Here is a 23081-nt window from a genome sequence, read left to right on the forward strand (position 1 = left end):
GTGGCGCAGGTACTTCGCCGAGCGTTCACCCGCGTCAGCGGCTCAGCGGGTGCGTGGGCGCCAGGCAGGGCCGCGGTGGGCGAGCCAGGCGGCGCCGAGGGCCTCGCGGTCGCGGACGAGGCGGTGCGGGTCGCCCCAGTAGACGACGGGCAGGGTCTGCCAGCCGGTGGCGGTCTCGACGCGCAGGGTGCGGCGCTCGCGGGGCAGGGCGCGGCCGGTGGCCTGCACGGCGACCACCTCGTGCCACGGCAGCTCGTGCCAGGTGTCGCGCCAGGGCAACCGGCTGCGCCAGCGCACGGCGTGCGGCGTCAGCTCGACGGTGGCGAGGCTCGCTGCCCAGACCACGCGGGCGGCGAGCACGAGCGCGGCGACGAACACCAGTGCGAGCAGGCCGAGGCCCAGCACGGAGCGGTCACCGCGCAGGCCGAGCGCCACCCACACCAGCAGCACCGCCGGCACGGCGAGCGCCCGCCGCGAGGCGCCGCGCAGCGCGGTGCGTCCCCCGGCCTCCATGCTCACAGTGTGCGGTGCGGGAGGCCGGGGGCGCAGGCGATCAGGCGGGCAGCTGGCCGGTGCGGACGACGTCGGCGTACCAGGTGGCGCTGTCCTTCGGGGTGCGCACCTGGGTGTCGTAGTCGACGTGCACGATGCCGAAGCGCTTCGAGTACCCGTACGACCACTCGAAGTTGTCGAGCAGCGACCACAGGTAGTAGCCGCGCACCGGCGCCCCGGCCTCGACGGCGTCGAGCACCGCACCGAGGTGGTCGCGCAGGTAGTCGACGCGCTCGACGTCGTGCACCCCGCCGTCCGCGTCGAGGACGTCGTCGTACGCCGCGCCGTTCTCGGTGACCATCAGCTCGAGGCCGGGGAACTCGCGGTGCAGGCGCAGCAGCAGCTCGCGCATGCCGGTGGCGTCGATCGGCCAGCCCATCGCGGTCTTCGGGCCCGGCTGCAGCGGGAACTCCACGTCGTCGGCCGCGACCCAGGGGCTGGCCGCGCCGTCGCCGTGACCGTCGGCCGACTCGCGGGGCGAGACGCCGTCCCAGCGCCGGACGACGGTGGGGGAGTAGTAGTTCAGGCCGAGGACGTCGGGCACCTGGTGGGTGACGGCGAGGTCGCCGTCGAGCACGAACGACCAGTCGGTGACGCTCGCGGTGTCGGCCTGCACGTCGGCGGGGTAGGCGCCGCGCAGCACCGGGTCGAGGAACACCCGGTTCTGCAGGCCGTCGATGCGGCGCGCGGCGTCGACGTCCGCCTCGCCGTCGGTCGCCGGGCGCACCCAGGCCAGGTTCAGCGTGAGGCCGACCTGCGCGCTCGGCGCCGCGGCGCGGATCGCCTGCGCGGCCAGGCCGTGCGCGAGGTTCAGGTGGTGCACGGCGCGCAGGGCGGCGAGCGGCTCGGTGCGGCCGGGTGCGTGCACGCCCGCGGCGTAGCCCAGGTACGCGGTGCACCAGGGCTCGTTGAGCGTGATGAACGTGCCGACGTGCTCGCCGAACTCGCGGGCCACGACGTCGGCGTACTCGCCGAAGCGCTCGGCGGTGCGGCGGTCGGCCCAGCCCCCGGCGTCCTCGAGCGCCTGCGGCAGGTCCCAGTGGTAGAGCGTGATGGCCGGGGTGATGCCGGCGCCGACCAGCTCGTCGACGAGCGCCCGGTAGAAGGCGAGGCCCTCGGGGTTGACCGGGCCGAGCTCGTCCGGCGTGACCTGCGGGGTGATGCGCGGCCAGGCGATCGAGAAGCGGTACGTCGTGAGGCCCAGGTCGCGCATGATCGCGACGTCGTCGCGGAACAGGTGGTAGTGGTCGTCGGCCACGTCACCGGTGTCGCCGTCGTGCACCTTGCCGGGCGTGTGGCTGAAGGTGTCCCAGATCGACGGCGTGCGGCCGCCCTCGGCCGCCGCTCCCTCGATCTGGTAGCTCGCGGTCGCGGTGCCCCAGGCGAAGTCCGCGGGGAAGGAGCGGACGGTGCTGGTGCCGGCTGCGTGGTCGGCCACGGACTACCTCCAGGTGACGGGTGAGGCGCCCAGGCTACGGCAGTCCACCCCGTGGTGAGAGCGCTCTCACGCTCAGGTGGTGCCGCGGCGCACGAGCTCGGTCGGCAGCACCCGCGACGGCACCCGGCGTCCGCGCGCGGCGGCGGGGTCGGCGGCCAGCTCGAGCACCAGCTGCGCCATCTCGCGGCCGAGCTGCTCGACGGGCTGCCGCACCGTCGTGAGCCCCGGGTGCGTGGCGGCGGCCAGCGGCGCGTCGTCGAACCCCACGACACGCACCTCGCCGGGCACCGACACCCCGTGCTCGCGCAGCGCCTGCATGGCGCCGACGGCCATCTGGTCGTTGGCGGCGAACACGCCGTCCGGCCGGTAGCGCTGGCGCAGCAACCGCTCCGTCGCCGCGTACCCGCTCTGGATGGTGAAGTCGCCGGCCACCACGCGCGACGGCGGCAGCGCCACGCCCCGCTCCTGCAGGCCGCGGCGGAACCCGGCCAGCCGGTCCTCGCCCGCGATCATGTCGGCCGGGCCGGTGACCGTCGCCGGACGCCGGCTGCCGCGGTCGACGAGCTCGTGCGCCGCCAGCGCCGCGCCGCCCTCGTTGTCGGCGTCGACGAACGGGAACCGCGTGCCCGCGCGGTAGGGGCGGCCGCTCAGCACCACCGGCACCCCGGCGTCGCGCAGCGTGCGCGGCAGCGGGTCGTCGCCGTGCAGCGAGACGAACACCGCGGCGTCGACGTGCCCGCCGGCGGCGAAGCGCTCGAGCTGCCGGCGGTCCTGCTCGTCGGTCACCATCACGAACACCAGCTGCTTGCCGGCGGCGGAGACCTCGGCGTGCGCGCCGCGCAGCAGGCCCGGGAAGAACGGGTCGCCGAACGCGCGGTCCTCGGCCTCGGCGACCACGAACGCCACCGAGCCGCTGCGCCGGGTGACCAGCGAGCGCGCCGCCTGGTTGGTGACGTACGACAACTGACGCGCGGCGTCCAGCACCGACGTCCGGGCGCCCTCGCTGACGTTGGTCGCGCCCGACAGCACCCGGCCCGCCGTGGCGCGCGAGACGCCGGCCAGCGCCGCCACCGACTCGAGGGTGGCGGGGGCGTCACGCACCTGCTTGGTGACCATGGGCGCGGAGTCTAGGGCCGCACCCCGGGACCCTTCCGCGCCCCAACCCGCTTTCCGCCGCTCGACCCGCTCTTCGTGGCCGGAAAGCGGGCTGAGGCGCGCAGAGCGGCACGAGGGGCGGAAAGGGGGGTGCGGGGGTCAGGCGCTGCTGGCGACGCCGAGGGCGGGTTCGCTGAGCCCGGGGAAGACCGCGCTGAGCGAGCCCGCGCCGCAGCGCTTCTGCAGGATCTCGCCGAGCACCGTGCGGTAGCTGGTGGTGCCGGCGAGGTCGCCGTCGACGAGCTGGTCCTTGCCGAGCCCGGGCCAGCGGCCGTGCACCTGGCCGCCGGCGACGCCGCCGCCGAGCATCAGCACCGCGTTGCCGTGCCCGTGGTCGAGGCCCCCCGAGCCGTTCTCGCCGGCGCGGCGGCCGAACTCCGAGAGCGTGACCACGGTGACCTTCGTCAGGCCGGTCGGGCCCATGTCGCGGGCGAACGACGCGAGCGAGGTCGCGAGGTCGGACAGCTTGTCGCGCATCCAGCCGCTGCCCGGCGACCCGAGGCCGGCGTGCATGTCCCAGTCGCCGATGTCGATCGCGGCGACCTGCAGGCCGACGCCGGCCTTGATGAGCCGGGCGACGTCGCGCAGCGCCTTGGCCAGCGTGCTGGACGTCGAGTACGACGCGCCGTTCTCCGGGGTGTAGCCCGCGCTCTTCAGCTCGAACGTCTTGCCGACCGCGGCGAGCGTGGAGCGTGCGGGGGCCGCCAGCTGCGAGGGCGCGTCGTCGTGGATGCCGCTCAGCGCGGTGCGCCAGCGGGCCAGGTCGGTGGTGTTGCCGGCGCCCGACAGCTGGAAGGCGTCGACGCTGCCCAGGGCCAGCTCGGGGCTCGGGCCGGCGAACGCGGGGCTGACGCCGCTGCCACCGACCTGCGCGGCCTGGAACGCCGAGGTGGCGGGGCGCAGGCCGAGGGTGCGGTCGAGCCAGCCGGTGCGCAGGCCGGTGCCCGGCGCCGCGCGCTCGAGCTCGTCCATCGCCTGGAAGTGCGAGCGGGTCGGCGACTCCTGGCCCACCGCGTGCACGACGCCGAAGCTGCCGGCGTCCCAGTAGGGCTTGAGGGGGGCGAGGGCCGGGTGCATGCCGAAGGTGTCGTCGAGCTGGATGGCCTGCGAGACCGGGATGCGGATGGTCGGGCGCAGCTTCTGGTAGTCGGGGTCGTTCACCGGCGCCACCGCCGACAGCCCGTCGAACCCGCCGCGCAGCGACAGCACGATCAGCACGTCGCCGGTGTAGCCGCCGGTCGCGTACGCGTACCGCGACGACACCAGCTCGTCGGTGGCGGTCGCCGCGGCCGCGAGGGCGGTGCCGGCCGCCGCGCGCTTGAGCAGCGAGCGCCGGCTGAGCTGCGACCCCTCGGCGCAGGTGCAGTCGTGCAGGTCGGTCGACATGGAGGTCCCTAACGCAGCTGGAAGGAGGGGGTGTCGAGGATCAGCGCGACGACGTACGGCAGCCGCCAGGTGGCCATCTCGCTGGTCGACCGCAGGGGCGTCGACGCGGTGACGTTCAGGAAGCCGAGGATCGCGGTGCGGTGGGCCGGGCGCAGGGCGCGGAACACCAGCTTCGTCGAGAGCACGTCGAGCAGCGCCCCGTGCGTGGCGGGCAGCGGCGACGGCAGCAGCCGCTCGACGCCGGGGTAGGTCAGGTCGGTCGTCGAAGGCCACCACTTCGCGGCCAGGCCCACGTGCTGGTTCCAGCGGCGCAGCGTCTGGTCGGGGGACTGCCAGGCGGCCGCGACGTCCGGGTAGCCGTTCGGCGGACCCCAGCCGAGCGCCGGCTGGCCGGCCTCGCTCGCCAGCCACGACAGCGCCTGGATGCCGGCGGTGCCGGTGGCCGCCGGCGTGATGCCGAGGGTGCGAACGGTCGAGACGAGGTCCTCGTAGGGCCGCTTCACCTTGGCGCCGGTGCTCGCGGCGAACTCCGCGCTGGCGAACAGCGCCCGCAGCACCGGGGCGATCTGCGTCGCGTTCTTCAGGTAGACGCTGGCCAGCTCGCTCACGAGCGCGTCGGACGGCGTGTCGGAGACGAACCGGCGGGCCAGCTTGGTGGCGACGTTCTTCGCCGTCGACGGGTGCGTCGCCAGGTAGCGCAGGTACTTCACCGCGACGTCGTAGCCACCGGTCTCGGTGTCGTTGACGTGGCTGAAGCCGAGCACCGACACCGGGCCGACCCAGTGGTACCAGGGCTTGTAGAGGAAGTCGCCGCTGTCGCTGCTCACCGACAGGCCGGTGAGGATGCGCGCGCTCTGCTTCACCGCGGACTCGGGGTAGCTGCCGACGCCGACGGTGTGCAGCTCGAGCAGCTCGCGACCGTGGTTCTCGTTGGGCGCGGTGTCGGTGGAGGAGGCGTTGTCGAGGTAGCGCAGCATCGAGGGGTGCGTCGAGACGCCGACGAGCATGTCGCTGAACGAGCCGAGGGCGTGCTTGCGCAGCAGCTGGTCGTACGACGCGCGGCTGTCCCAGACGTCGGCCGAGGGGCAGGTCACGTTGAAGTGGTTCGACCACAGGTCGACCATCACCTCGAGCAGCTGCCGCTTGCTCCAGATCGCTCGCGTGACGGTCGCCTGCACCAGCGCGTTCATCAGCGCCCAGGTGCCGTTCTGGCCGCTGTAGTCGTCGCGGACCTTCCAGATCGGGCGGGTCAGGCTGGGCAGCCGCCCGACGTACCCGTCGCACGCGGCGTCGTCGATCGTCGAGGGCTTCAGCTGGCGGTCGAGCCAGGCCGCGCGGCCGAGGGTGGCCAGCTCGTCGAGCGAGGCCTGCGTCGGCCCGAACGTCGCCCGGCGCAGCAGGTGCAGCCGGCTGTCCGTCGGCAGGTACACGGCGGCCGACGTCGCGGTGCCCGCCGCGGCGGTGCTCACCGCGCCGCGCAGCACCTGGCGTCGCCCGGCCGTCCCCGTCCCGCTCATGCAAGGGGCTTCGTCGCCGCTGCCCGGGCGCTCGATCCGGCAAGCGGGTGACAGCAGAGCGTCACGTTCCGCGTGACACGTGTCGCGCGTCACCCGTTCGGCCCTCGGTCGCGAGGTGCTGGCGGGTCGGTGCTCACCGAGGGGTGTCGCTGCGGCAGGATGTCCCGGTGCCCGACGTCCCGCCCCTGATCGTGCGGGCGGCCCGCACCCACGACGTCCGCAGCATCCGCGACCTGGTCGAGCCGCTCGCCCGCGCTCGCGTCCTGGTGAGCAAGGACGCCGTCGCCTACTACGAGGGCCTGCAGCAGTTCGTGGTCGCCGAGCTCGACGGCGAGGTCGTCGGCTGCGGCGCCCTGCACGTGCTGTGGGACGACCTTGCCGAGGTGCGCACGCTCGCCGTCGCACCCGACCGGCACGGGCTCGGCGTCGGCGGGGCGCTGCTCGAGGCGCTCGTCGCCCGCGCCCGCGACCTCGGCGTCTCGCGGGTGTTCTGCCTGACCTTCGAGACCGCCTTCTTCGCTCGGCACGGCTTCGTCGAGATCGAGGGCGCACCCGTCGACCCGGCCGTCTACAACGAGCTGCTGCGCTCGTACGACGAGGGCGTGGCCGAGTTCCTCGACCTCGACCGCGTGAAGCCCAACACCCTGGGCAACTCCCGCATGCTGCTCTCGCTGGAGCAGGGGTGACGCGCCGGCCGCACGTGCTGGTGCTGGTCGCGGCGGTCGTCGCGCTGCTCTGCGCCGCGGCGTCCCCGGCCCTTTGGTGGCGTCCCGACGCGGGGGCCGAACCCCGGGTCCAGGCGGTCCGCGGCCCCCTGCCGACCGCTTCGGCCCGCGCGACGGGACACCCGCCCACGCCGGCCGCCACCCGCACCGGTGCCGACGCGCAGGCGCCCAGCCGGCCGGGCAAGGTGCTGTACCTGACCTTCGACGACGGGCCGAGCCCCACCTGGACGCCGAAGGTGCTGGCCGTGCTGCGGCAGCACCACGCGCGGGCGACGTTCTTCGAGATCGGCATGGAGGTGCGGCGCTTCCCGCAGACCGCCGCCACGGTGCGCGCGGCCGGGCACGCGATCGGCAACCACACCTCGCACCACGCGAACCTCACGAAGGTCACCGCGAAGCGGCTGTCGAGCGAGCTGGCCGGCGGCCCCGCGGCCCGCTGCGTGCGGCCGCCCTTCGGCGCCGTCGACGCGCACGTGCGTGCGGCGCTCGCGGCCCGGCACCTGCAGACCGTGCTGTGGGACGTCGACACCGAGGACTGGGAGGAGCCCGGCACGAAGCACGTCGTGCACGAGCTCGAGCACGAGGCGCGCCCCGGCCGCGTGGTGCTGCTGCACGACGGCGGCGGCGACCGGCACGAGACCGTCGCGGCGCTGCGGCAGGCGCTGCCCGTGCTGGCCCGGCGCGGCTACCGGTTCGAGGCGCTGCCCGGCTGCTGATCCTCGCGCCGGCTCAGGTACAGCCGGCGGACGACGTCCTCGACGTCCGGCTCCTCGACCCCGAGGTCGCGCACCTCGGCCACCGCGCTCACCGCGGCCAGCACCGCCGCCGCCGTGGTGTCGCCGGGTGCGAACGCCAGCCGCTGCCGCAAGCCGTCGGCCTCGACCCCCACCAGCCGGGTGCCCGGCACCGCGTCGAGCGGCGGTGCGGGCTCGGCGAGGTCGACGGTCAGCACCCGGTCGGCCCCGACCCGCTCGACCAGCCCCGGCAGGGTGCCGTCGTACACCAGCCGGCCGCGGTCGACCACGAGCACGCGGTCGCACAGCCGCTCGACGTCGCCCATGTCGTGGGTCGTGAGCAGCAGCGTGGTGCCGTGCTCGGCGCGCTCCTCGCGCAGGAACCGGCGCAGCCGCTCCTTGCTCAGCACGTCGAGGCCGATCGTCGGCTCGTCGAGCACCACCAGGCGCGGCGAGTGCAGCAGCGCGGCCGCCACCTCGCCGCGCATCCGCTGCCCGAGCGACAGCTGCCGCACCGGGGTGCCGAGGAACTCCGCCAGCTCGAGCCGGTCGACCAGCTCGTCGTGCCGCGCGCGCAGCGCCCGCGGGCCGAGCCGGTGCAGGGCGCCGAGGATCGTGAACGACTCGTCGAGCGGCAGGTCCCACCACAGCTGGCTGCGCTGGCCGAACACCACCCCGACCTGCCGGGCGACCTCCCGGCGGTGCGCCACCGGCTCGAGGCCGCAGGTGCGCACGCTGCCCGACGTCGGCACCAGGATGCCGGTGAGCATCTTGATCGTCGTCGACTTGCCCGCGCCGTTCGCCCCGATCGACCCGACCGCAGCGCCGGCCTCGATCGCGACGCTCAGCCCGTCGACCGCGACCACCGTCGTCGTGGTGCGCCGCAGCCGACCGCGCGCCGTCCGCACCACGAACTCGCGGCGCAGGTCGTGGGTCTCGACCACCAGGTCGCTCATCCGCCCGCCCCCGTGTGGTGCCGCAGACCCGCCCGCCAGGTCAGCCCGGCCACGGCCCAGGCGAGCAGCGCCACGACCGGCGTGCACCAGCCGAGCCACGACGGCAGCCCCGCCGGGCCGGGTGAGCCGGTCAGCAGCAGCGCCGGCAGGTACGCCACGAACGCCGCCGGCACCACGAACGCGAACACCGTGCGCAGCACCACCCCGTAGACGCTCGCCGGGTACGACGCCGCGTACGACCCGCCGTAGGTGAACGAGTTCGTCAGCTCGCTGCCGTCGACCAGCCAGAACTGGCAGGCGCTCGCCACGACGAACAGCGCCGCGAAGAGCACCGCACCCACCAGCGGGGTCAGCACGAGCAGGGCCACGCGTCCCGGCGTCCAGTCGGAGACGGCGGTGGGCGCGGCGACGGCGAGCACCACGAGGGCCAGGGCGGTGCGTCCGAGCCGCTTCAGCGACACGTCCGCGGTCATGAGCTGTGCGAGCACCGGCAGCGGCCGCAGCAGGAACGCGTCGAGGGTGCCGGCCCGCAGGTACCTCGGCCGCTCGTCGACGTGCCCGACCGCGAGATCGGCCAGCGAGAACGCCACGTTGGCCAGCGCGAACACCAGCAGGGCACCGCTCGCGTCGAGCCCGCCGAGGCCGTCGACCCGCGTCAGGATGGTGTAGATCTCGACGAACTCGATCGCCCCGATGCCCACGTTGCCCAGCACGTCGAGGGCGAAGCTCGCGCGGTAGCTGGTCTGCGCGCGCACCCGCGAGCGCACCAGCACGCGGTACGGCCGCAGCCGCTCGGCGACCCCGCCGACGTCACCCACCCTGCACCACCAGCTTCGCCGTCGCCCGGGCCAGCACCACGCGCCCGGCCAGCATCGTGACGAGCAGCCACCCGACCTGCAGCAGCAGGGTCTGCGCCACCTGCGCACCCTGCACCCGGCCCTGGATCACGTCGACCGGCGCCTGCAGGATCGACGGGAACGGCGTGCAGTCGGCCACCGTGCCCAGCCAGCCCGGGAACCAGTGCACCGGGATGATCAGCCCGCTGAACACCGTCGACACCACGACGTACAGCGTGACGACGCCGCGCACGTCGAGCAGCCAGAACGCCGCCAGGTTCATCAGGAACCGTCCCGCGAAGCTGATCGCCACCCCCAGCACGATGCTCGGCACCGCCACGGCCAGCTGCCAGCCCGGCGCCCGCAGCTCGAGGCCCGTCGTCAGCGCCCCCACCAGCACCGGCGGCAGCCCGCGCGGCAGCAGCACGAACGCCGCCCGCCCCAGGTCCTGCGCCAGCCACGCCAGCTGCAGGTCGACCGGCCGCGCGAGGTCGATCGCGACGTCCCCGGTGCGGATCCGGTCGGCCAGCTCCGACCACCCGAACAGCGCCATCGCCGCGAGCAGCCCCTGCACGAGCCACGCGTTCGTCTGCGCCCCCTCCCGCGTGTACCCCGCGATCGCGCCGCCCGCCCCCGCCACCGCAGCCCCCGCGATCGCTCCCTTGACGAACCCGAACACCGTGTTCGTCACAGCCCCCGCGGCCGTCGCCGCCCGGTACGCCGCGAACCGCCGGAACCCCGCGACGGCGAGGGTCGGATAGGGGCGCACGAGCACGGGAGCCTAGCCCCGCCCGCGGCCCCCGCGGCGACGTCGATCACGTGAAGCAGGCCCGCGGTCGCTTCACGAGGCGCAGAACCCCCGTGAAGCGACCCTCCACCTGCTTCAGGTGATCGACGGGTCCCTCGCGCGGGGGGGGCTTCGGGTGGCGAGGGCACCGTTCGAGGGGGGTGCACGCCACAGGAACGGTGCCCGAGCCGACTTCACGTGGCGCGCAGCGCACGCGGACGGCGGACGGCGGACGGCGGACGACGAGAGCCTCACGTGGCGGGGGCACCGTTCGAGGGGCGTGCACACCAAGGGAACGGTGCGCGAACCGACTTCACGTGGCGCGCCACCACAGGGAGAGGTCGCCGCACGGGGAGAGGTCGACGGCGGGGAGACGCGGGACGGGGAGAGGTCAGGCGGAGGGAGAACCGGCCACAGCAGGAGACCCAGCGAGAAGTCGCGGTGCGAGCGGCAGGGCGGGAGCGACGGCCCGCGGGGAGAGATCACGCTGAAGGGCCGGCCGGGGTACCCGGAGTGGCGACGTCGAGGCGAGCGCTCGCGAGCCAGTCGCCCGGAGGGTGCCGCGGCCGGCCCGGACGAGGGGGCGAGGACCGAGAGGGTCACGCGGGAAGCGCCCACCCGAGAGCAACAGCGTCCACGAGCCCGTCCTCGACGAGGGAGGCGAGGCACCTGGTGCGCTGGGCGGGGTCGCGCAGGTCGGCGTCGGGGACGGCGGCGGCGAGGTCGGCGTCGGTGACCGGGCCGGGCGCGGCGCGCAGGACGGCGAGGAGGCGGCCGCGCACCTGGCGGTCCGTGCCGTCGAAGCCCTGGGTGCGGCGGGCGGGGCCGTCGTGCGGGGGGCTGCCCGCGCGCACCCAGGCGCAGCGGTCGTGCACCGGGCAGGCGGGGCAGGCGGGGGCGCGGGCGGTGCAGACGAGGGCGCCGAGCTCCATGACGGCGATCGCCCAGCGCGGCGCCCGGTCGGGGTCGTCGGGCACCAGCGACTCGGCGAGGCGCAGCTCGGCGGCGGTGAGCGACGGCGCCGGGAGCGCGCGGCCGGAGACGGCGCGCACCAGCACCCGGCGCACGTTCGTGTCGACGACGGCGTGCCGGCGGCCGTGGGCGAAGGTCGCGACGGCGGCCGCGGTGTAGGAGCCGATGCCGTCGAGGGCGAGCAGCGCGTCGAGGTCGGCTGGCACCTGGCCGCCGTGGCGCTCGACGAGCTGGGCGGCGGCGCGGTGCAGGCGCAGGGCGCGGCGGGGGTAGCCGAGGCGGTCCCAGGCGCGCAGCACGTCGCCGGGGGAGGCGGCGGCGAGGTCGGCGGGGGTCGGCCAGCGGTCCATCCACTCGAGCCAGCGCGGCAGCACCCGGCCGACCTGGGTCTGCTGCAGCATCACCTCGCTGACCAGCACGCCCCACGGCGTCCGGTCGGGGGCGCGCCAGGGCAGGTCTCGTGCGTGCTCGTCGTACCAGCGCAGCAGCGGGACCAGCAGGTCAGACGTAGCGCTCCAGGATGCTCGACTCGGCGAGCCGCGACAGCCCCTCGCGGACGGCGCGGGCCCGGCCCTCGCCGACGCCGTCGACGGCCATGAGGTCCTCGAGGCCGGCGGCGAGCAGCTTCTGCAGGCTGCCGAAGTGCTCGACGAGCCGGTCGACGATCGCGCCGGGCAGCCGCGGCACCTTGCTGAGCAGCCGGTAGCCGTGCGGGCTGACGGCGGCGTCGAGGGCGTCGCCGACGGTGCTGTAGCCCATGATGCGGGCGACGGAGGCGAGGTCGAGCAGGTCGGTCGAGGTGAGCTGAGCGAGCCGGGCGAGCATCTCGGCGACGTCGTCGGCGTCGGCGTCCGGCGCGAGGTAGTCGCGCACGACGAGCTCGCGGTCGCCGCCGAGGCCGCCGGTGAGCTCCTCGAGCTGCAGGGTGAGCAGCCGGCCGTCGGTGCCGAGCTCGACGACGTACCCGGCGATCTCGTCGCTGATCCGGCCGACCATCTCGAGGCGCTGGACGACGGCGGCGACGTCGCGCACGGTGACGAGGTCCTCGATCTCGAGCGCCGAGAGCGTGCCGGTCACCTCGTCGAGGCGCAGCTTGTAGCGCTCGAGGGTGGCGAGGGCCTGGTTGGCCCGCGACAGGATCGCGCTGGAGTCCTCGAGCACGTGCCGCCGGTTGCCCACGTAGAGCGCGACGATGCGCATCGACTGGCTCACCGAGATGACCGGGTAGCCGGTCTGCTTGGCGACGCGCTCGGCGGTGCGGTGCCGGGTACCGGACTCCGCCGTCTCGATGCTCGGGTCGGGCAGCAGCTGGGTGGCGGCGCGCAGGATGCGGCTGGCCTCGCGGTCGCAGACGATCGCGCCGTCCATCTTGGCCAGCTCGCGCAGCCGGGTGGCCGAGAACTCGACGTCGAGCGGGAAGCCGCCGGTGGCGATGGAGTCGACGGTGCGGTCGAAGCCGAGCACGATCAGGGCGCCGGTGCGGCCGCGCAGGATGCGCTCGAGGCCGTCGCGCAGCTCGGTGCCGGGGGCGACGGCCGCGAGGGTGGCCAGCACCAGGTCGTCGTCGCTCGTCGTCGCCGCCACCGCTCACCCCCCGGGCCCGTCGTGCTGCATCTGGTCGACATCGGTCGACGCGGTGACACCGCGCGTGACGGATCGTACCCGGCGGGCCCCGGCAGGTCAGGGGCCTGCGTCGGCACGGCGGGTCACGACTCGGCCACCACCAGCCCGTCGTCAGACCGCGCGGAGGGTGGCGACCCGCGCGGCGGCGGCCAGGTCGGCGACCTCGAGCACCCGCAGACCGGACGGCGCCCGGCCCGACTCGAGCGCGCCGACGGGGACGATCGCGGTGGTGAAGCCGAGTCGCGCGGCCTCGGACAGCCGCCGCGGCACGCCGCCGACGGGGCGGATCTCGCCGGCCAGCCCGACCTCGCCGAACGCGACGGTGCGCGGCACGAGCGGGCGGTCGGTGGTCGCGCCGGCGATGGCGAGCGCGACGGCGAGGTCGGCGGCCGGCTCGGCGACCTTGACCCCGCCGACGGTGGAGACGTAGACGTCGGCCTGCCCGACCTTGATGCCGGCGCGGCGGTCCATGACGGCGGTGACCATCGCCACCCGGCTGCTGTCGAGGCCGGACGTCGCGCGGCGCGGCGTGGGCAGCGCGCTCGGCGCCACCAGCGACTGCACCTCGGTGACGAGCGGCCGCCGGCCCTCGAGCGTCACGGTGACGCAGGTGCCGGGCACCGGCTCGCCGCGGCCGGTGCTGAGGAACAGGCCAGAGGGGTCGGCGAGCCCCACGATGCCGGCGTCGGAGAGGTCGAAGCAGCCGACCTCGTCGGTGGGGCCGTAGCGGTTCTTGGAGGCGCGCACGAGCCGCAGCCGCGAGTGCCGGTCGCCCTCGAACTGCACGACGACGTCGACCAGGTGCTCGAGCACGCGGGGCCCGGCGATCGAGCCGTCCTTGGTGACGTGGCCGACGAGCAGCGTCGCGATGCCGCGGGCCTTGGCCACGCCGATGAGGGCCGCGGCCACCTCGCGCACCTGCGAGACGCCGCCGGGCGCGCCGTCGACCTGCGCCGACCCGACGGTCTGCACGGAGTCGACGACGACGAGGTCGGGCCGCACCTGGTCGACGTGCCCGAGCACGGCGCCGAGGTCGGTCTCGGCGGCCAGCCACAGGTCGGCCGCGAGCGCGCCGATGCGGTCGGCGCGCAGCCGCACCTGCGCGGCGGACTCCTCGCCGGTCAGGTAGAGCACGCGGCGGCCCTCGCGGGCGGCCCGGCCGCACACGTCGAGCAGCAGCGTGGACTTGCCGATGCCCGGCTCGCCCGCGACCAGCACGACGGCGACCGGCACGAGGCCGCCGCCGAGCACGCGGTCGAGCTCGGCGACACCCGTCGGCCGGGCGTGCGCGGCCTGCGCGTCGACGTCCGCGATGGGCAGCGCCGCGGAGCTCACCGGCCCGGCCGTGGTCGCCCGGCCGACCGGCGCGCCACCGGCCTCCTCGACCGACCCCCAGGCCTGGCACTCGCCGCAGCGACCGACCCACTTCGACGTCACCCAGCCGCACTCGGCGCAGCGGTACGCCGGGCGGGGTGCGGGCTTGCGGGCGGTGGAGGCGGGCACGGGACAGACCCTAGGTCGCCCCACCGACAGCCCGCCGCAGCCACGCGCAGCCTGTGGACGAGCGGCTAGCGTCTGGCGCATGACGACGGCTCCGCGGGCGGCCCACGAGGCGGCCGCCGCGCACCTCGGCGACGTCGAGCCGCACCGACGGCAGACGTTCGGGCTGCGCCTCGACCGCTGGTGGGACGACCTGCACGACGCGCTCGCCACCGTCTACGCGCGGGACGCCGACGCGCTGGCGCTGCGGGTGGTGGCGCAGGCGGCGCGGGCGTTCGCCGAGCGCGACCCCGAGCTGCACCGGCTCGACGAGCAGCGCACCCTGCGCCCCGACTGGTTCCAGGACGAGACGCTCGTCGGGTACGCGGCGTACGCCGAGCGGTTCGGCGGCGACCTGGCCGGCGTCGGCGAGCGGGTGGGGTACCTGCGCGAGCTCGGCGTCGGCTACCTGCACCTCATGCCGCTGCTGCTGCCGCGCGAGGGCGACAGCGACGGCGGGTACGCGGTGGCCGACTACCGCGCCGTCCGCCCCGACCTCGGCACGCTCGACGACCTGCGCGACCTCGCGACCAGGCTGCGGCGCGAGGGCATCAGCCTGGTGCTCGACCTGGTGCTGAACCACGTCGCCCGCGAGCACCCGTGGGCGGTGGCGGCCCGGACCGGCGACGAGCGGTACCGGCGGTACTTCCACGTGTTCCCCGACCGCACCGGGCCCGACGCCTACGAGCGCACGCTGCCCGAGGTGTTCCCGGCCACCGCGCCCGGCAGCTTCACCTGGGACGACGAGCTCGACGGCTGGGTCTGGACGACGTTCAACACCTTCCAGTGGGACCTCGACTGGTCGAACCCCGACGTGCTCGCCGAGCTCGTCGACGTCGTGCTGTTCCTCGCCGGGCTCGGCGTCGAGGTGCTGCGGCTCGACGCGATCGCGTTCCTCTGGAAGCGACTGGGCACCAGCTGCCAGAACCAGCCCGAGGTGCACGCCATCACCCAGGCGCTGCGCGCGGTGGCCCGCATCGCCTGCCCGGCGACGGTCTTCAAGGCCGAGGCGATCGTCGGGCCGCACGACCTCGTGCACTACCTCGGTCAGGGCCGCCACCACGGCCGGGTGAGCGACCTGGCGTACCACAACGGCCTCATGGTGCACGTGTGGTCGATGCTCGCCAGCGGTGACGTGCGGCTGGCCGCCCGGGCGCTCGCGGCGCTGCCGCCGGTGCCGTCGACGACGGCGTGGGTCGCGTACGTGCGCTGCCACGACGACATCGGCTGGGCGGTCGACGACGCGGACGCCGCGGCCGTCGGGCTCGACGGGCACGCGCACCGGGCGTTCCTGTCGGACTGGTACGGCGGCGACTTCCCGGGCTCGTGGGCGCGCGGGCTCGTCTTCCAGCACGATCCCGCGACGGGTGACCGGCGCATCTCCGGCACCGCGGCGAGCCTGGTCGGCCTGGCGGACGCCGTCGACCCGCAGCAGGTCGACGCGGCGCTCGCCCGGCTGCTGCTGGCGCACGCGATCGTGCTCGGCTGGGGCGGTGTCCCGGTGCTCTGGTCGGGTGACGAGCTCGGGCAGCCGAACGACCCGCACTGGGCCGACGAGCCCGGGCACGGCGACGACAACCGCTGGGCGCACCGTCCGCGGCTCGACCCCGGTGCGGTGGCCCGGCGGCACGACCCCGGGACCGTGCCCGGCCGCGTCTTCGAGGGGCTGCAGCGGCTGGTGCGGGCACGGGCCGCGATGCCGCACCTCGACGCGTCGGTGGCGGCCGAGGTGCTGACGCCGAGCGACCCCGGCGTGCTGCCGGTGCTGCGCCGGCACCCGCTCGGTCCGCTGCTCGAGCTGTGCAACGTGACCGGCGAGCGGCGCCCGTGGCCGGTGCAGCGCGTGCGCGACGTGGGCCTGGCGGACGTCGTCGACGCGATCACCGGCGACCCCGTGGCAGCCGGCGACGACGGCCACCTGTGGCTGCCGCCGTACGGCGTGGTCTGGCTGGTCGAGGGCAGCTAGAACGTGCGGTGCCGCAGGGCGATCGCGTGGTCGACCTCGACGCCGGTGACCTCGGCGAGCGCGCGGTCGGCGGCGGGCGGCGGCAGCTCGATGCGGACGACGGCCTCGAACCCCGCGCGGTCGCGGGTGCGCAGCACGGTGTCGAGCGAGCGCGTCGTCCAGCCGTGGCGGTCCCAGAAGCGCTGCACGGCGACCGGGTCGTAGCGGGGCGTCGAGCTCGTGAACCAGCGCCCGTACGTCGAGCGCGAGCCGTCGTGGTCGATCACGAAGGCGGTGCCGCCGCGGCGGAGCACCCGGGCCAGCTCGGCCAGCCCCGGCTCGCAGCCCGGCCCGAAGAAGTAGGCGAGCCGCGCCACCGCCACGTCGACCGACGCGTCGGGCAGCGGCAGGGCCTGCGCGGTGCCCGACAGCACCTCGACGTCGGTCAGCCCGGCGAGCCGCACGCGGGCCCGCGCCCGCGACAGCAGCGGCGGGTGCGGCTCGACGCCGACGACTCGGGCGGCGCGCCGGGCGAGGGCCGGCAGGTGGAACCCGGCGCCGCAGCCGACGTCGACCACCACCTGGCCGGTCCAGTCGTGCACCCCGAGCATCGCCGGCTCGAGCACGCCGTCGGCGTCGAGCGACTGGTTCTCGAGCTCGTAGACGTCGGGGAAGCGCCAGGTGTTCGGGCTGGGCACCACGCCCGGAAGCGCCACGGTGGTCAGCCCCGCCGGGCCGCGCGCCGCTCGGCCTTCTGCTCGGCCTTCAGCGTCGCGGGGTGCACCAGCAGCGGCAACAGCCGGCGCCCGGCCGCCGTGCCGCGGGCCGCCGCCACCAGCTCGAGGTGCGCCTCGCAGTGCCGTGCCAGCAGCTCGTACGCCGCGTCGCCCATCAGGTCGCGCAGCTCGCCCTCGCTGCCCCGGAACACCGGCACCGCGCCGACGTGGGCCTCGGGGTTGCCCGAGCAGTACCAGTCGAGGTCGTGGCCGCCGGGGCCCCAGCCGCGCCGGTCGTACTCGCCGATGGTGGTCTCGAGGTACTCGGAGCCGTCGGGCCGCTCGACCTGCCGGTAGGTGCGCCGCAGCGGCAGCTGCCAGCACACCTCGGGCTTCAGGGTGTGGAAGGCCACGCCCTGCCGGGCCGCCTCGTGGTGGAACGCGCAGCCGTACCCGCCGGCGAACCCCTTGCGGTTCAGGAAGATGCAGGCGCCGTCGACCACCCGGGTCTTGGTGTCGCCGTCCTCCTCCTCGGTCCAGCCGTCGGTCTGCGCGTCGGGGTGCAGCTGCCACGTCTCGGGGGTCAGCAGCGCCACCGCCCGCGTCACGTTGTCGACGTCGGACTGCTCGGTGAAGTGCGCGCCGAGGGTGCAGCAGCCGTCGTCCGGGCGGTCGGCGTAGATGCCCTTGCAGCCCGAGCCGAAGACGCAGGTCCAGGACGACGTCAGCCAGGTGAGGTCGCAGCGGAACACCTGCTGCTCGTCGTCGTCGGCGCCACCTGGGTCGACGAACTCGACGTACGTGCGGTCGACGTCGAGCGGGGTCTCCTTCACGCGCGAACCCTACGTGTCGATAGGGTCCTGGTCGTGCGCCTGGGGGTCCTCGACGTCGGCTCCAACACCGTGCACCTGCTCGTGGTCGACGCCCACCAGGGCGGGCACCCGCTCCCCGCGTTCTCGCACAAGGCCGAGCTGCGCCTCGCCGAGCACCTCACCGACGACGGCGCGATCGACCCGGCCGGCGCCCGCGACCTGCGGGCCTTCGTGGCCGAGGCGGCGGCCGTCGCCGAGGACCAGGGCTGCGAGCAGCTGCTGGCCTTCGCCACCAGCGCGATCCGCGAGGCGCCGAACGGCGACGCGGTGCTGGCCGAGGTGCGGGCGTCGACCGGCGTCGACCTGCAGGTGCTGAGCGGTGCCGACGAGGCGCGGCTGACGTTCCTCGCCGTCCGCCGCTGGTTCGGCTGGTCGAGCGGGCGGCTGCTGGTGCTCGACATCGGCGGCGGCTCGCTCGAGGTCGCGGCCGGCCTCGACGAGGTGCCGGACGTCGCCGAGTCGCTGCCGCTGGGCGCCGGGCGGCTGACCCGCGACCTGCTGCCCGGGGACCCGCCGTCCGCCGACGACGTGCGGGCGCTGCGCCGGTACGTGCGCACCGAGGTGGCGCGGCTGGTGCGGGGCGTGACCGTGCACGGCCGTCCCGACCGCGTCGTCGGGTCGAGCAAGACCTTCCGCTCGCTGGCCCGCATCGCCGGCGCGGCGCCGTCGTCCGAGGGGCCGTACGCGCCCCGCAGCCTGCAGCGCGCCGACCTGGTGGCGCTCGTCGAGCGGCTGGCCGGGCTGTGGACCGCCGAGCGCGCCGCCCTGGCCGGGGTGTCGCCGCGGCGCGCGCGGCAGCTGCTCGCCGGGGCCGTGGTCGCCGACGCGGCCACCGACCTGCTCGGCGTCGACCGGCTCGACGTGTCGCCGTGGGCGCTCCGCGAGGGCGTCATCCTGCGGCGGCTCGACGGCCTGACCTCGTCCGACCCGCTCGGCTGACCGGGGACAACATCGCTGCTCCGGCGATGGTTGCGCCCGTGACATCGATCGGATAGAACAGTTGTCGGTGCGTTCGCGTCGTCCGTCGTGGCCGCCACCGCCTGTCCGGCTGGGCGTCACGTGGAGGTCGGAGTGCAGCGGTCTCCGCGACGCGCCGCGGTCACGGGTGGCACCGGGTTCCTCGGGCTGCGGCTCGTGCACGAGCTGCTGGCGTCGCACGACGAGGTGACGCTGCTGGCCCGTGCCGCCGACGCCGCGCACCGCGTGCACCGGTACCTGCAGCTGAGCGGGGTGCCGGACGACGACGCGGCGGCGCTGGCTCGCCGGGTGCGGGTGGTGCCCGCCGACCTGCTGCGCCCCGGTCTCGGGCTGGGCGAGGGCGTCGCGCGCGAGCTGGCCGAGCAGCACGAGAGCGTCTGGCACGTCGCCGGCAGCATCGCCCTCGACGACGACCCCGCCCGGTTGCGCGCGACCAACGTCGAGGGCACGCAGCGGGTGCTCGCGGTGGCCGGTGCCGCCCGTCGTCCGCCGCTCGTGGTGCACGTGAGCACCGCGTTCGTCGCGGGTGCCCGGCGGCGCGGCGTGGTGCGCGAGGGCGACCTCGACGCCTCCACCGGCTTCGAGAACCCGTACGAGCGCTCGAAGCACGACGGCGAGCAGGTGGTGCACGCCTGGTGCGCGCAGCCCGGACGCCGGGCCGTGGTGCTGCGCCCGAGCATCCTGGTGTCGCGCCGGCCGCCGCACCCCGAGCTGCCCGGCCACCCGCTGCAGGTGCTCGAGCGGATGGCCCGCTCGGCCGCGGCCGCCGCTCCGGCCGGTGCCACCGTGCGCGTGCCGGGCGACCCGGCCGGTCACCTCAACCTGCTGCCGGTCGGCGCGGCCGCGCGGGCGATGGTGCGGCTCGCCGCGGCACCCCCGGGCGGCTGGGTCGACACCTTCCACGTGGTCGCCGACCGCGACGTGCGCGTGCAGGTGCTCACCGAGCTGATCGAGCGCGTCGCGCCGCTGCGCCTGCGGCTGGTCGACGGCCCGGTGCCCGACCCGACGCCCGTCGAGCAGGTGGCCGCGGGCTTCGAGGGCTTCACCGGCTACCTGAGCCACCGCCGCCGGTACGACGACGTCCGCGCCCGGTCGGTGCTCGGCCCGCCGGATCCCGCCGCGGCGCCGCCGACGCTCGACGACCTGCTGCGCGGGGTGCTGCCGCAGCCCGTCGCGGCGGGGGTGCCGGCGTGACGACCCTCTCGGCCCGGGCCGCCCCCGGCCAGGTCGGGACGCGCGACGTCGCGGAGGCCGCCCGCCGGTTGCACGAGCCCGCGCACGTCGTCCGCGACGAGGGCGGCGGCGGGTACGGCGTGGTCGTCGGCGACCCGCGGTCCGGCCGGGTGGTCGGCACGCTGCCGCCGCTGTACCCCGAGTGGCTGGGCGGGCGCGGCTTCACCGAGGCCCACGGCGTCCGCTTCCCGTACGTCGTGGGCGAGATGGCCAACGGCATCGCCGGCCCCGACCTGGTCGAGGCCGCCTCGCGCGCCGGGCTGCTCGGCGTGCTGGGCGCCGCGGGGCTCGACCCCGAGCGGGTGCAGCGCGACGTCGACCGGCTGATCGGCCGGCTGGGCGACCGGGGCTGGGCGGTGAACCTGATCAGCACGCCCACCGAGCCCGCGGCCGGGCTGCAGGTGGCGCGGCTGCTCGCCGAGGCGGCCGTGCCCTGCGTGTCGCTGTCCGCGTTCGTCGAGCCGACCCCGGCGGCGGTGCTCTGCGCGGCCTCCGGCCTGCACCGCGACCGCTCGGGCCGCGTCGTGCGCGACACCCGCGTCGTCGTCAAGGTGTCGCACCCGCAGGTGGCGGCCCGGTTCATGGTGCCGCCGCCGTCCGACCTGCTGGCCGGGCTGGTGGCCGACGGCGACCTGACGGACGACGAGGCCCGGCTGGCTGCGCTGGTGCCGGTCGCCGACGACGTCACGGTCGAGGGCGACAGCGGCGGCCACACCGACCACCGACCGCTCGTCGCGGTGCTGCCCCGGGTGCTGCAGCTGCGCGACGAGCTCGCCGCCCGCCTCGACCGCCCGGTGCGGGTCGGGGCCGCGGGGGGTCTCGGCACGCCGGGCGCGGTGGCCGCGGCCTTCGCCCTGGGCGCGGCGTACGTCGTGACCGGCTCGGTGAACCAGACCGCCACCGAGGCCGCGCTGTCGGTGCGGGCCAAGCAGCTGCTCGCCGCGGCCGCCGCCGACGACGTCGCCCGCGCACCCGCCGCCGACGCGTTCGAGCTCGGGCAGACCGTGCAGGTGCTGTCGCGCGGCACGCTGTTCGCGCCGCGGGCGGCCCGGCTGCACGAGCTGTGGCAGACGCACGGCGGGCTGCACGAGCTCGACCCGGCGGTGCGCGAGCGGCTCGAGCGCGACGTCTTCCGGGCGACGGTCGAGCAGGTGACGGCGCTGACCCGGGCCTTCTGGGCCGACCGCGACCCCGAGCAGCTGCGCCGCGCCGACGCCGACCCGCGGCACCTGATGGCCCTGGTGTTCCGCTGGTACCTGGGCCGGTCGAGCAGCTGGGCGGTCGCCGGCGACCCGGAGCGGCAGGCCGACTACCAGCTCTGGAGCGGGCCGGCGACGGGTGCGTTCAACGACTGGGTGCGCGGCAGCCACCTCGAGGGCCTGGCCGCGCGCGACGTCCGGCAGATCGCGCTGAACCTGCTGGAGGGTGCGGGCGTCGTGACCCGCGCGCACCAGCTGCGGGCGGCCGGCGTCGACGTCCCCGACGGCGCGCTGTCGGTCGCCCCGCGGCGGTTCGCGTGAGTCGCCAGGTGCCCGTCGCCGTCATCGGCCTCGGGGCGGTGCTGCCCGGCTCGACCGACGTCGGCGGTTTCTGGCGCACGGTGGTCGCCGGCCGCGACCAGGTGACGGAGGTGCCGGCCGACCGCTGGGTGCTGACCGAGTCGTACGACCCCGACCCGGCGGCGCCGGACCGCACGTACGGGCGGCGCGGCGCCTTCGTCCCGTCCGTCGCGTTCGAGCCGCTGCGGCACGGGGTGCCGCCCCGCTCGCTGCCCGCGACCGACGCCGCCCAGCTGCTGGCGCTGACCGTCGCCGACCAGGTGCTGGCCGACGCCGGCGGGCTGGCCGGGGTCGACCGCACCCGGGTCGGCGTGGTGCTCGGCGCGGCCGCTCTCGAGCTGCTGCAGCGGATGCACGCCCGTACCCAGTGGCCGGTGTGGCAGCGGGCGCTGCGCGAGCAGGGGCTGCCGGACGACGTCGTGCAGCAGGTCAGCGACCGGATCGCCGGGCACTACCCGCCCTGGCAGGAGTCGACGTTCCCGGGCCTGCTGACCAACGTCGTGGCCGGGCGCATCGCGAACCGGTTCGACCTGCAGGGCCCGAACCACACGACGGACGCCGCGTGCGCGAGCTCGCTCGCCGCGCTGTCGGTCGCGCTCGGTGACCTGTCGCTCGGCCGCTGCGACCTGGTGATCAGCGGCGGGGTCGACGCCAGCAACGACATCGGCATGTTCACCTCGTTCTCCAAGACGCCGGCGCTGTCGCCGTCCGGCGACTGCCGGCCCTTCTCGGACGACGCCGACGGCACGGTGCTCGGCGAGGGCGTCGTGCTCTACGCGCTGAAGCGGCTGGCCGACGCCGAGCGCGACGGCGACCGCGTCCACGCCGTCGTGCGCGGGCTGGGCAGCGCGTCGGACGGCCGCGGCACGTCGGTGTACGCGCCGCTCCCGGCCGGTCAGGTGCGGGCGCTGCGCCGCGCCTACGACGACGCGGGGTACGGCCCCGAGACGGTCGAGCTGGTCGAGGCCCACGGCACCGGCACGACGGCCGGCGACGCGGCCGAGGTCGCCGCGCTGCGCGAGGTGTTCGCCGGCACCGGCCGCCCGGACGCCGGGTGGTGCGCGCTCGGGTCGGTGAAGTCGCAGATCGGCCACACGAAGGCGGCGGCGGGTGCGGCGGGGCTGCTCAAGGCGGTGCTCGCCCTGCACCACCGGGTGCTGCCGCCGACGCTCAAGGTGCAGCGGCCGAACCCCGCGCTGGGGCTCGACGGCAGCCCGTTCCACCTGGCCACCGCGGTGCGGCCCTGGGTGCGGCCGGCCGGTCACCCGCGGCGTGCTGCGGTGTCGAGCTTCGGGTTCGGCGGCAGCAACTTCCACGTCACGCTGGAGGAGCACCGGCCGGCCGACGGGTCGCAGCGGCCCTGGCGCACCCGGGCGGTGCCGACCGAGCTGGTGCTGCTCAGCGCGTCGTCGCCGGCCGAGCTCGGTGAGCGCGCGGCACGCCTCGCCGAGCAGGCCGCCGGGCTCGCCGGGCTCGGCGACGCGGCCGGTGTGGCCGCCGCCGACCTGGCCGCACCGGCAGAGACGTTGACCAGCACGTGGCCGGGCGGCTCACCGTC

General features: G+C 75.9%; 20 protein-coding genes. 7 read left to right on the forward strand and 13 right to left on the reverse strand.

Features of this window, described 5'->3' with window-relative positions; genetic code table 11:
* Nucleotides 1-42: 42 nt before the first annotated feature.
* The 5 genes from ACYVI6_RS05330 to ACYVI6_RS05350 all read right to left on the reverse strand — a co-directional run bounded on the left by ACYVI6_RS05330 (nucleotide 43) and on the right by ACYVI6_RS05350 (nucleotide 6048).
* Nucleotides 43-513, reverse strand: a complete 471-nt coding sequence (locus ACYVI6_RS05330; RefSeq protein ID WP_460445371.1) for a hypothetical protein — start codon at nucleotides 511-513, stop codon at nucleotides 43-45.
* A 40-nt stretch (nucleotides 514-553) separates the two neighbouring features.
* Nucleotides 554-1990 (reverse strand): GH1 family beta-glucosidase, encoded by a 1437-nt coding sequence (locus ACYVI6_RS05335; RefSeq protein WP_460445372.1) that lies wholly within the window; start codon nucleotides 1988-1990, stop codon nucleotides 554-556.
* Nucleotides 1991-2062: 72 nt separating this feature from the next.
* Nucleotides 2063-3106 carry a LacI family DNA-binding transcriptional regulator gene (locus ACYVI6_RS05340; RefSeq protein ID WP_460445373.1) on the reverse strand — a complete coding sequence of 348 codons (1044 nt, stop codon included), beginning with the start codon at nucleotides 3104-3106 and terminating at the stop codon, nucleotides 2063-2065.
* 138 nt (nucleotides 3107-3244) lie between these two features.
* Nucleotides 3245-4531 carry a DUF1501 domain-containing protein gene (locus tag ACYVI6_RS05345; protein WP_460445374.1) on the reverse strand — a complete coding sequence of 429 codons (1287 nt, stop codon included), beginning with the start codon at nucleotides 4529-4531 and terminating at the stop codon, nucleotides 3245-3247.
* A gap of 8 nt (nucleotides 4532-4539) precedes the next feature.
* On the reverse strand, nucleotides 4540-6048 hold the full coding sequence (locus ACYVI6_RS05350; RefSeq protein ID WP_460445375.1) for a DUF1800 domain-containing protein: 1509 nt from the start codon (nucleotides 6046-6048) through the stop codon (nucleotides 4540-4542).
* A 167-nt stretch (nucleotides 6049-6215) separates the two neighbouring features.
* Between ACYVI6_RS05350 and ACYVI6_RS05355 the strand changes: the two genes are divergently transcribed.
* Together ACYVI6_RS05355 and ACYVI6_RS05360 are read left to right on the forward strand one after the other, a co-directional pair.
* Entirely contained in the window at nucleotides 6216-6734 is a 519-nt protein-coding gene (locus ACYVI6_RS05355) for an amino-acid N-acetyltransferase (protein ID WP_460445376.1), read from the forward strand.
* Entirely contained in the window at nucleotides 6731-7489 is a 759-nt protein-coding gene (locus ACYVI6_RS05360; protein ID WP_460445377.1) for a polysaccharide deacetylase family protein, read from the forward strand. Before ACYVI6_RS05355 ends, ACYVI6_RS05360 begins: the two co-directional genes overlap by 4 nt.
* Here ACYVI6_RS05360 and ACYVI6_RS05365 read toward each other — a convergent pair.
* The 6 genes from ACYVI6_RS05365 to radA form a co-directional block, all read right to left on the reverse strand.
* Complete coding sequence (locus tag ACYVI6_RS05365; protein WP_460445378.1) at nucleotides 7459-8463, reverse strand: ABC transporter ATP-binding protein; 1005 nt, start codon at nucleotides 8461-8463, stop codon at nucleotides 7459-7461. The two genes, ACYVI6_RS05360 and ACYVI6_RS05365, sit on opposite strands and share 31 nt — an antisense overlap.
* The gene (locus tag ACYVI6_RS05370; protein ID WP_460445379.1) at nucleotides 8460-9281 is read right to left on the reverse strand and encodes an ABC transporter permease; all 822 of its coding nucleotides are present in this window, start codon (nucleotides 9279-9281) and stop codon (nucleotides 8460-8462) included. The genes ACYVI6_RS05365 and ACYVI6_RS05370 overlap by 4 nt, the downstream gene beginning before the upstream one ends.
* The gene (locus tag ACYVI6_RS05375) at nucleotides 9274-10068 is read right to left on the reverse strand and encodes an ABC transporter permease (protein ID WP_460445380.1); all 795 of its coding nucleotides are present in this window, start codon (nucleotides 10066-10068) and stop codon (nucleotides 9274-9276) included. Before ACYVI6_RS05375 ends, ACYVI6_RS05370 begins: the two co-directional genes overlap by 8 nt.
* A 617-nt stretch (nucleotides 10069-10685) precedes the next feature.
* A complete protein-coding gene (locus ACYVI6_RS05380) occupies nucleotides 10686-11558 on the reverse strand; it encodes an HhH-GPD family protein (RefSeq protein ID WP_460445394.1) in 873 nt (290 codons plus the stop codon).
* 1 nt (nucleotide 11559) lies between these two features.
* Entirely contained in the window at nucleotides 11560-12642 is a 1083-nt protein-coding gene (disA, locus tag ACYVI6_RS05385; RefSeq protein WP_460445381.1) for a DNA integrity scanning diadenylate cyclase DisA, read from the reverse strand.
* 150 nt (nucleotides 12643-12792) lie between these two features.
* Nucleotides 12793-14184 (reverse strand): DNA repair protein RadA, encoded by a 1392-nt coding sequence (gene radA, locus ACYVI6_RS05390; RefSeq protein ID WP_460445382.1) that lies wholly within the window; start codon nucleotides 14182-14184, stop codon nucleotides 12793-12795.
* A gap of 79 nt (nucleotides 14185-14263) precedes the next feature.
* Here radA and ACYVI6_RS05395 point away from each other — a divergent pair, with 79 nt between their 5' ends.
* Nucleotides 14264-16186: an alpha-amylase family protein gene (locus ACYVI6_RS05395; RefSeq protein ID WP_460445383.1), complete on the forward strand. Its 1923-nt coding sequence runs from the start codon at nucleotides 14264-14266 to the stop codon at nucleotides 16184-16186.
* Here ACYVI6_RS05395 and ACYVI6_RS05400 read toward each other — a convergent pair.
* Entirely contained in the window at nucleotides 16183-16866 is a 684-nt protein-coding gene (locus tag ACYVI6_RS05400; protein WP_460445384.1) for a class I SAM-dependent methyltransferase, read from the reverse strand. The genes ACYVI6_RS05395 and ACYVI6_RS05400 overlap by 4 nt on opposite strands.
* Before the next feature lie 20 nt (nucleotides 16867-16886).
* Complete coding sequence (locus ACYVI6_RS05405; RefSeq protein ID WP_460445385.1) at nucleotides 16887-17714, reverse strand: hypothetical protein; 828 nt, start codon at nucleotides 17712-17714, stop codon at nucleotides 16887-16889.
* A gap of 33 nt (nucleotides 17715-17747) precedes the next feature.
* On the opposite strand from ACYVI6_RS05405, the gene ACYVI6_RS05410 reads away from it, so the two are divergent.
* The 4 genes from ACYVI6_RS05410 to ACYVI6_RS05425 all read left to right on the forward strand — a co-directional run.
* Nucleotides 17748-18692 carry a Ppx/GppA family phosphatase gene (locus ACYVI6_RS05410; RefSeq protein ID WP_460445386.1) on the forward strand — a complete coding sequence of 315 codons (945 nt, stop codon included), beginning with the start codon at nucleotides 17748-17750 and terminating at the stop codon, nucleotides 18690-18692.
* A 132-nt stretch (nucleotides 18693-18824) separates the two neighbouring features.
* Nucleotides 18825-19925, forward strand: coding sequence for an SDR family oxidoreductase (locus tag ACYVI6_RS05415; protein WP_460445387.1), 1101 nt, complete (start codon nucleotides 18825-18827; stop codon nucleotides 19923-19925).
* A complete protein-coding gene (locus tag ACYVI6_RS05420) occupies nucleotides 19922-21484 on the forward strand; it encodes a PfaD family polyunsaturated fatty acid/polyketide biosynthesis protein (protein WP_460445388.1) in 1563 nt (520 codons plus the stop codon). The genes ACYVI6_RS05415 and ACYVI6_RS05420 overlap by 4 nt, the downstream gene beginning before the upstream one ends.
* Nucleotides 21481-23081: beta-ketoacyl synthase N-terminal-like domain-containing protein (locus ACYVI6_RS05425; RefSeq protein ID WP_460445389.1), on the forward strand; the 1601-nt coding region annotated here is incomplete at its 3' end. The genes ACYVI6_RS05420 and ACYVI6_RS05425, both read left to right, overlap by 4 nt.

The sequence above is a fragment of the Angustibacter aerolatus genome, from assembly GCF_054776675.1.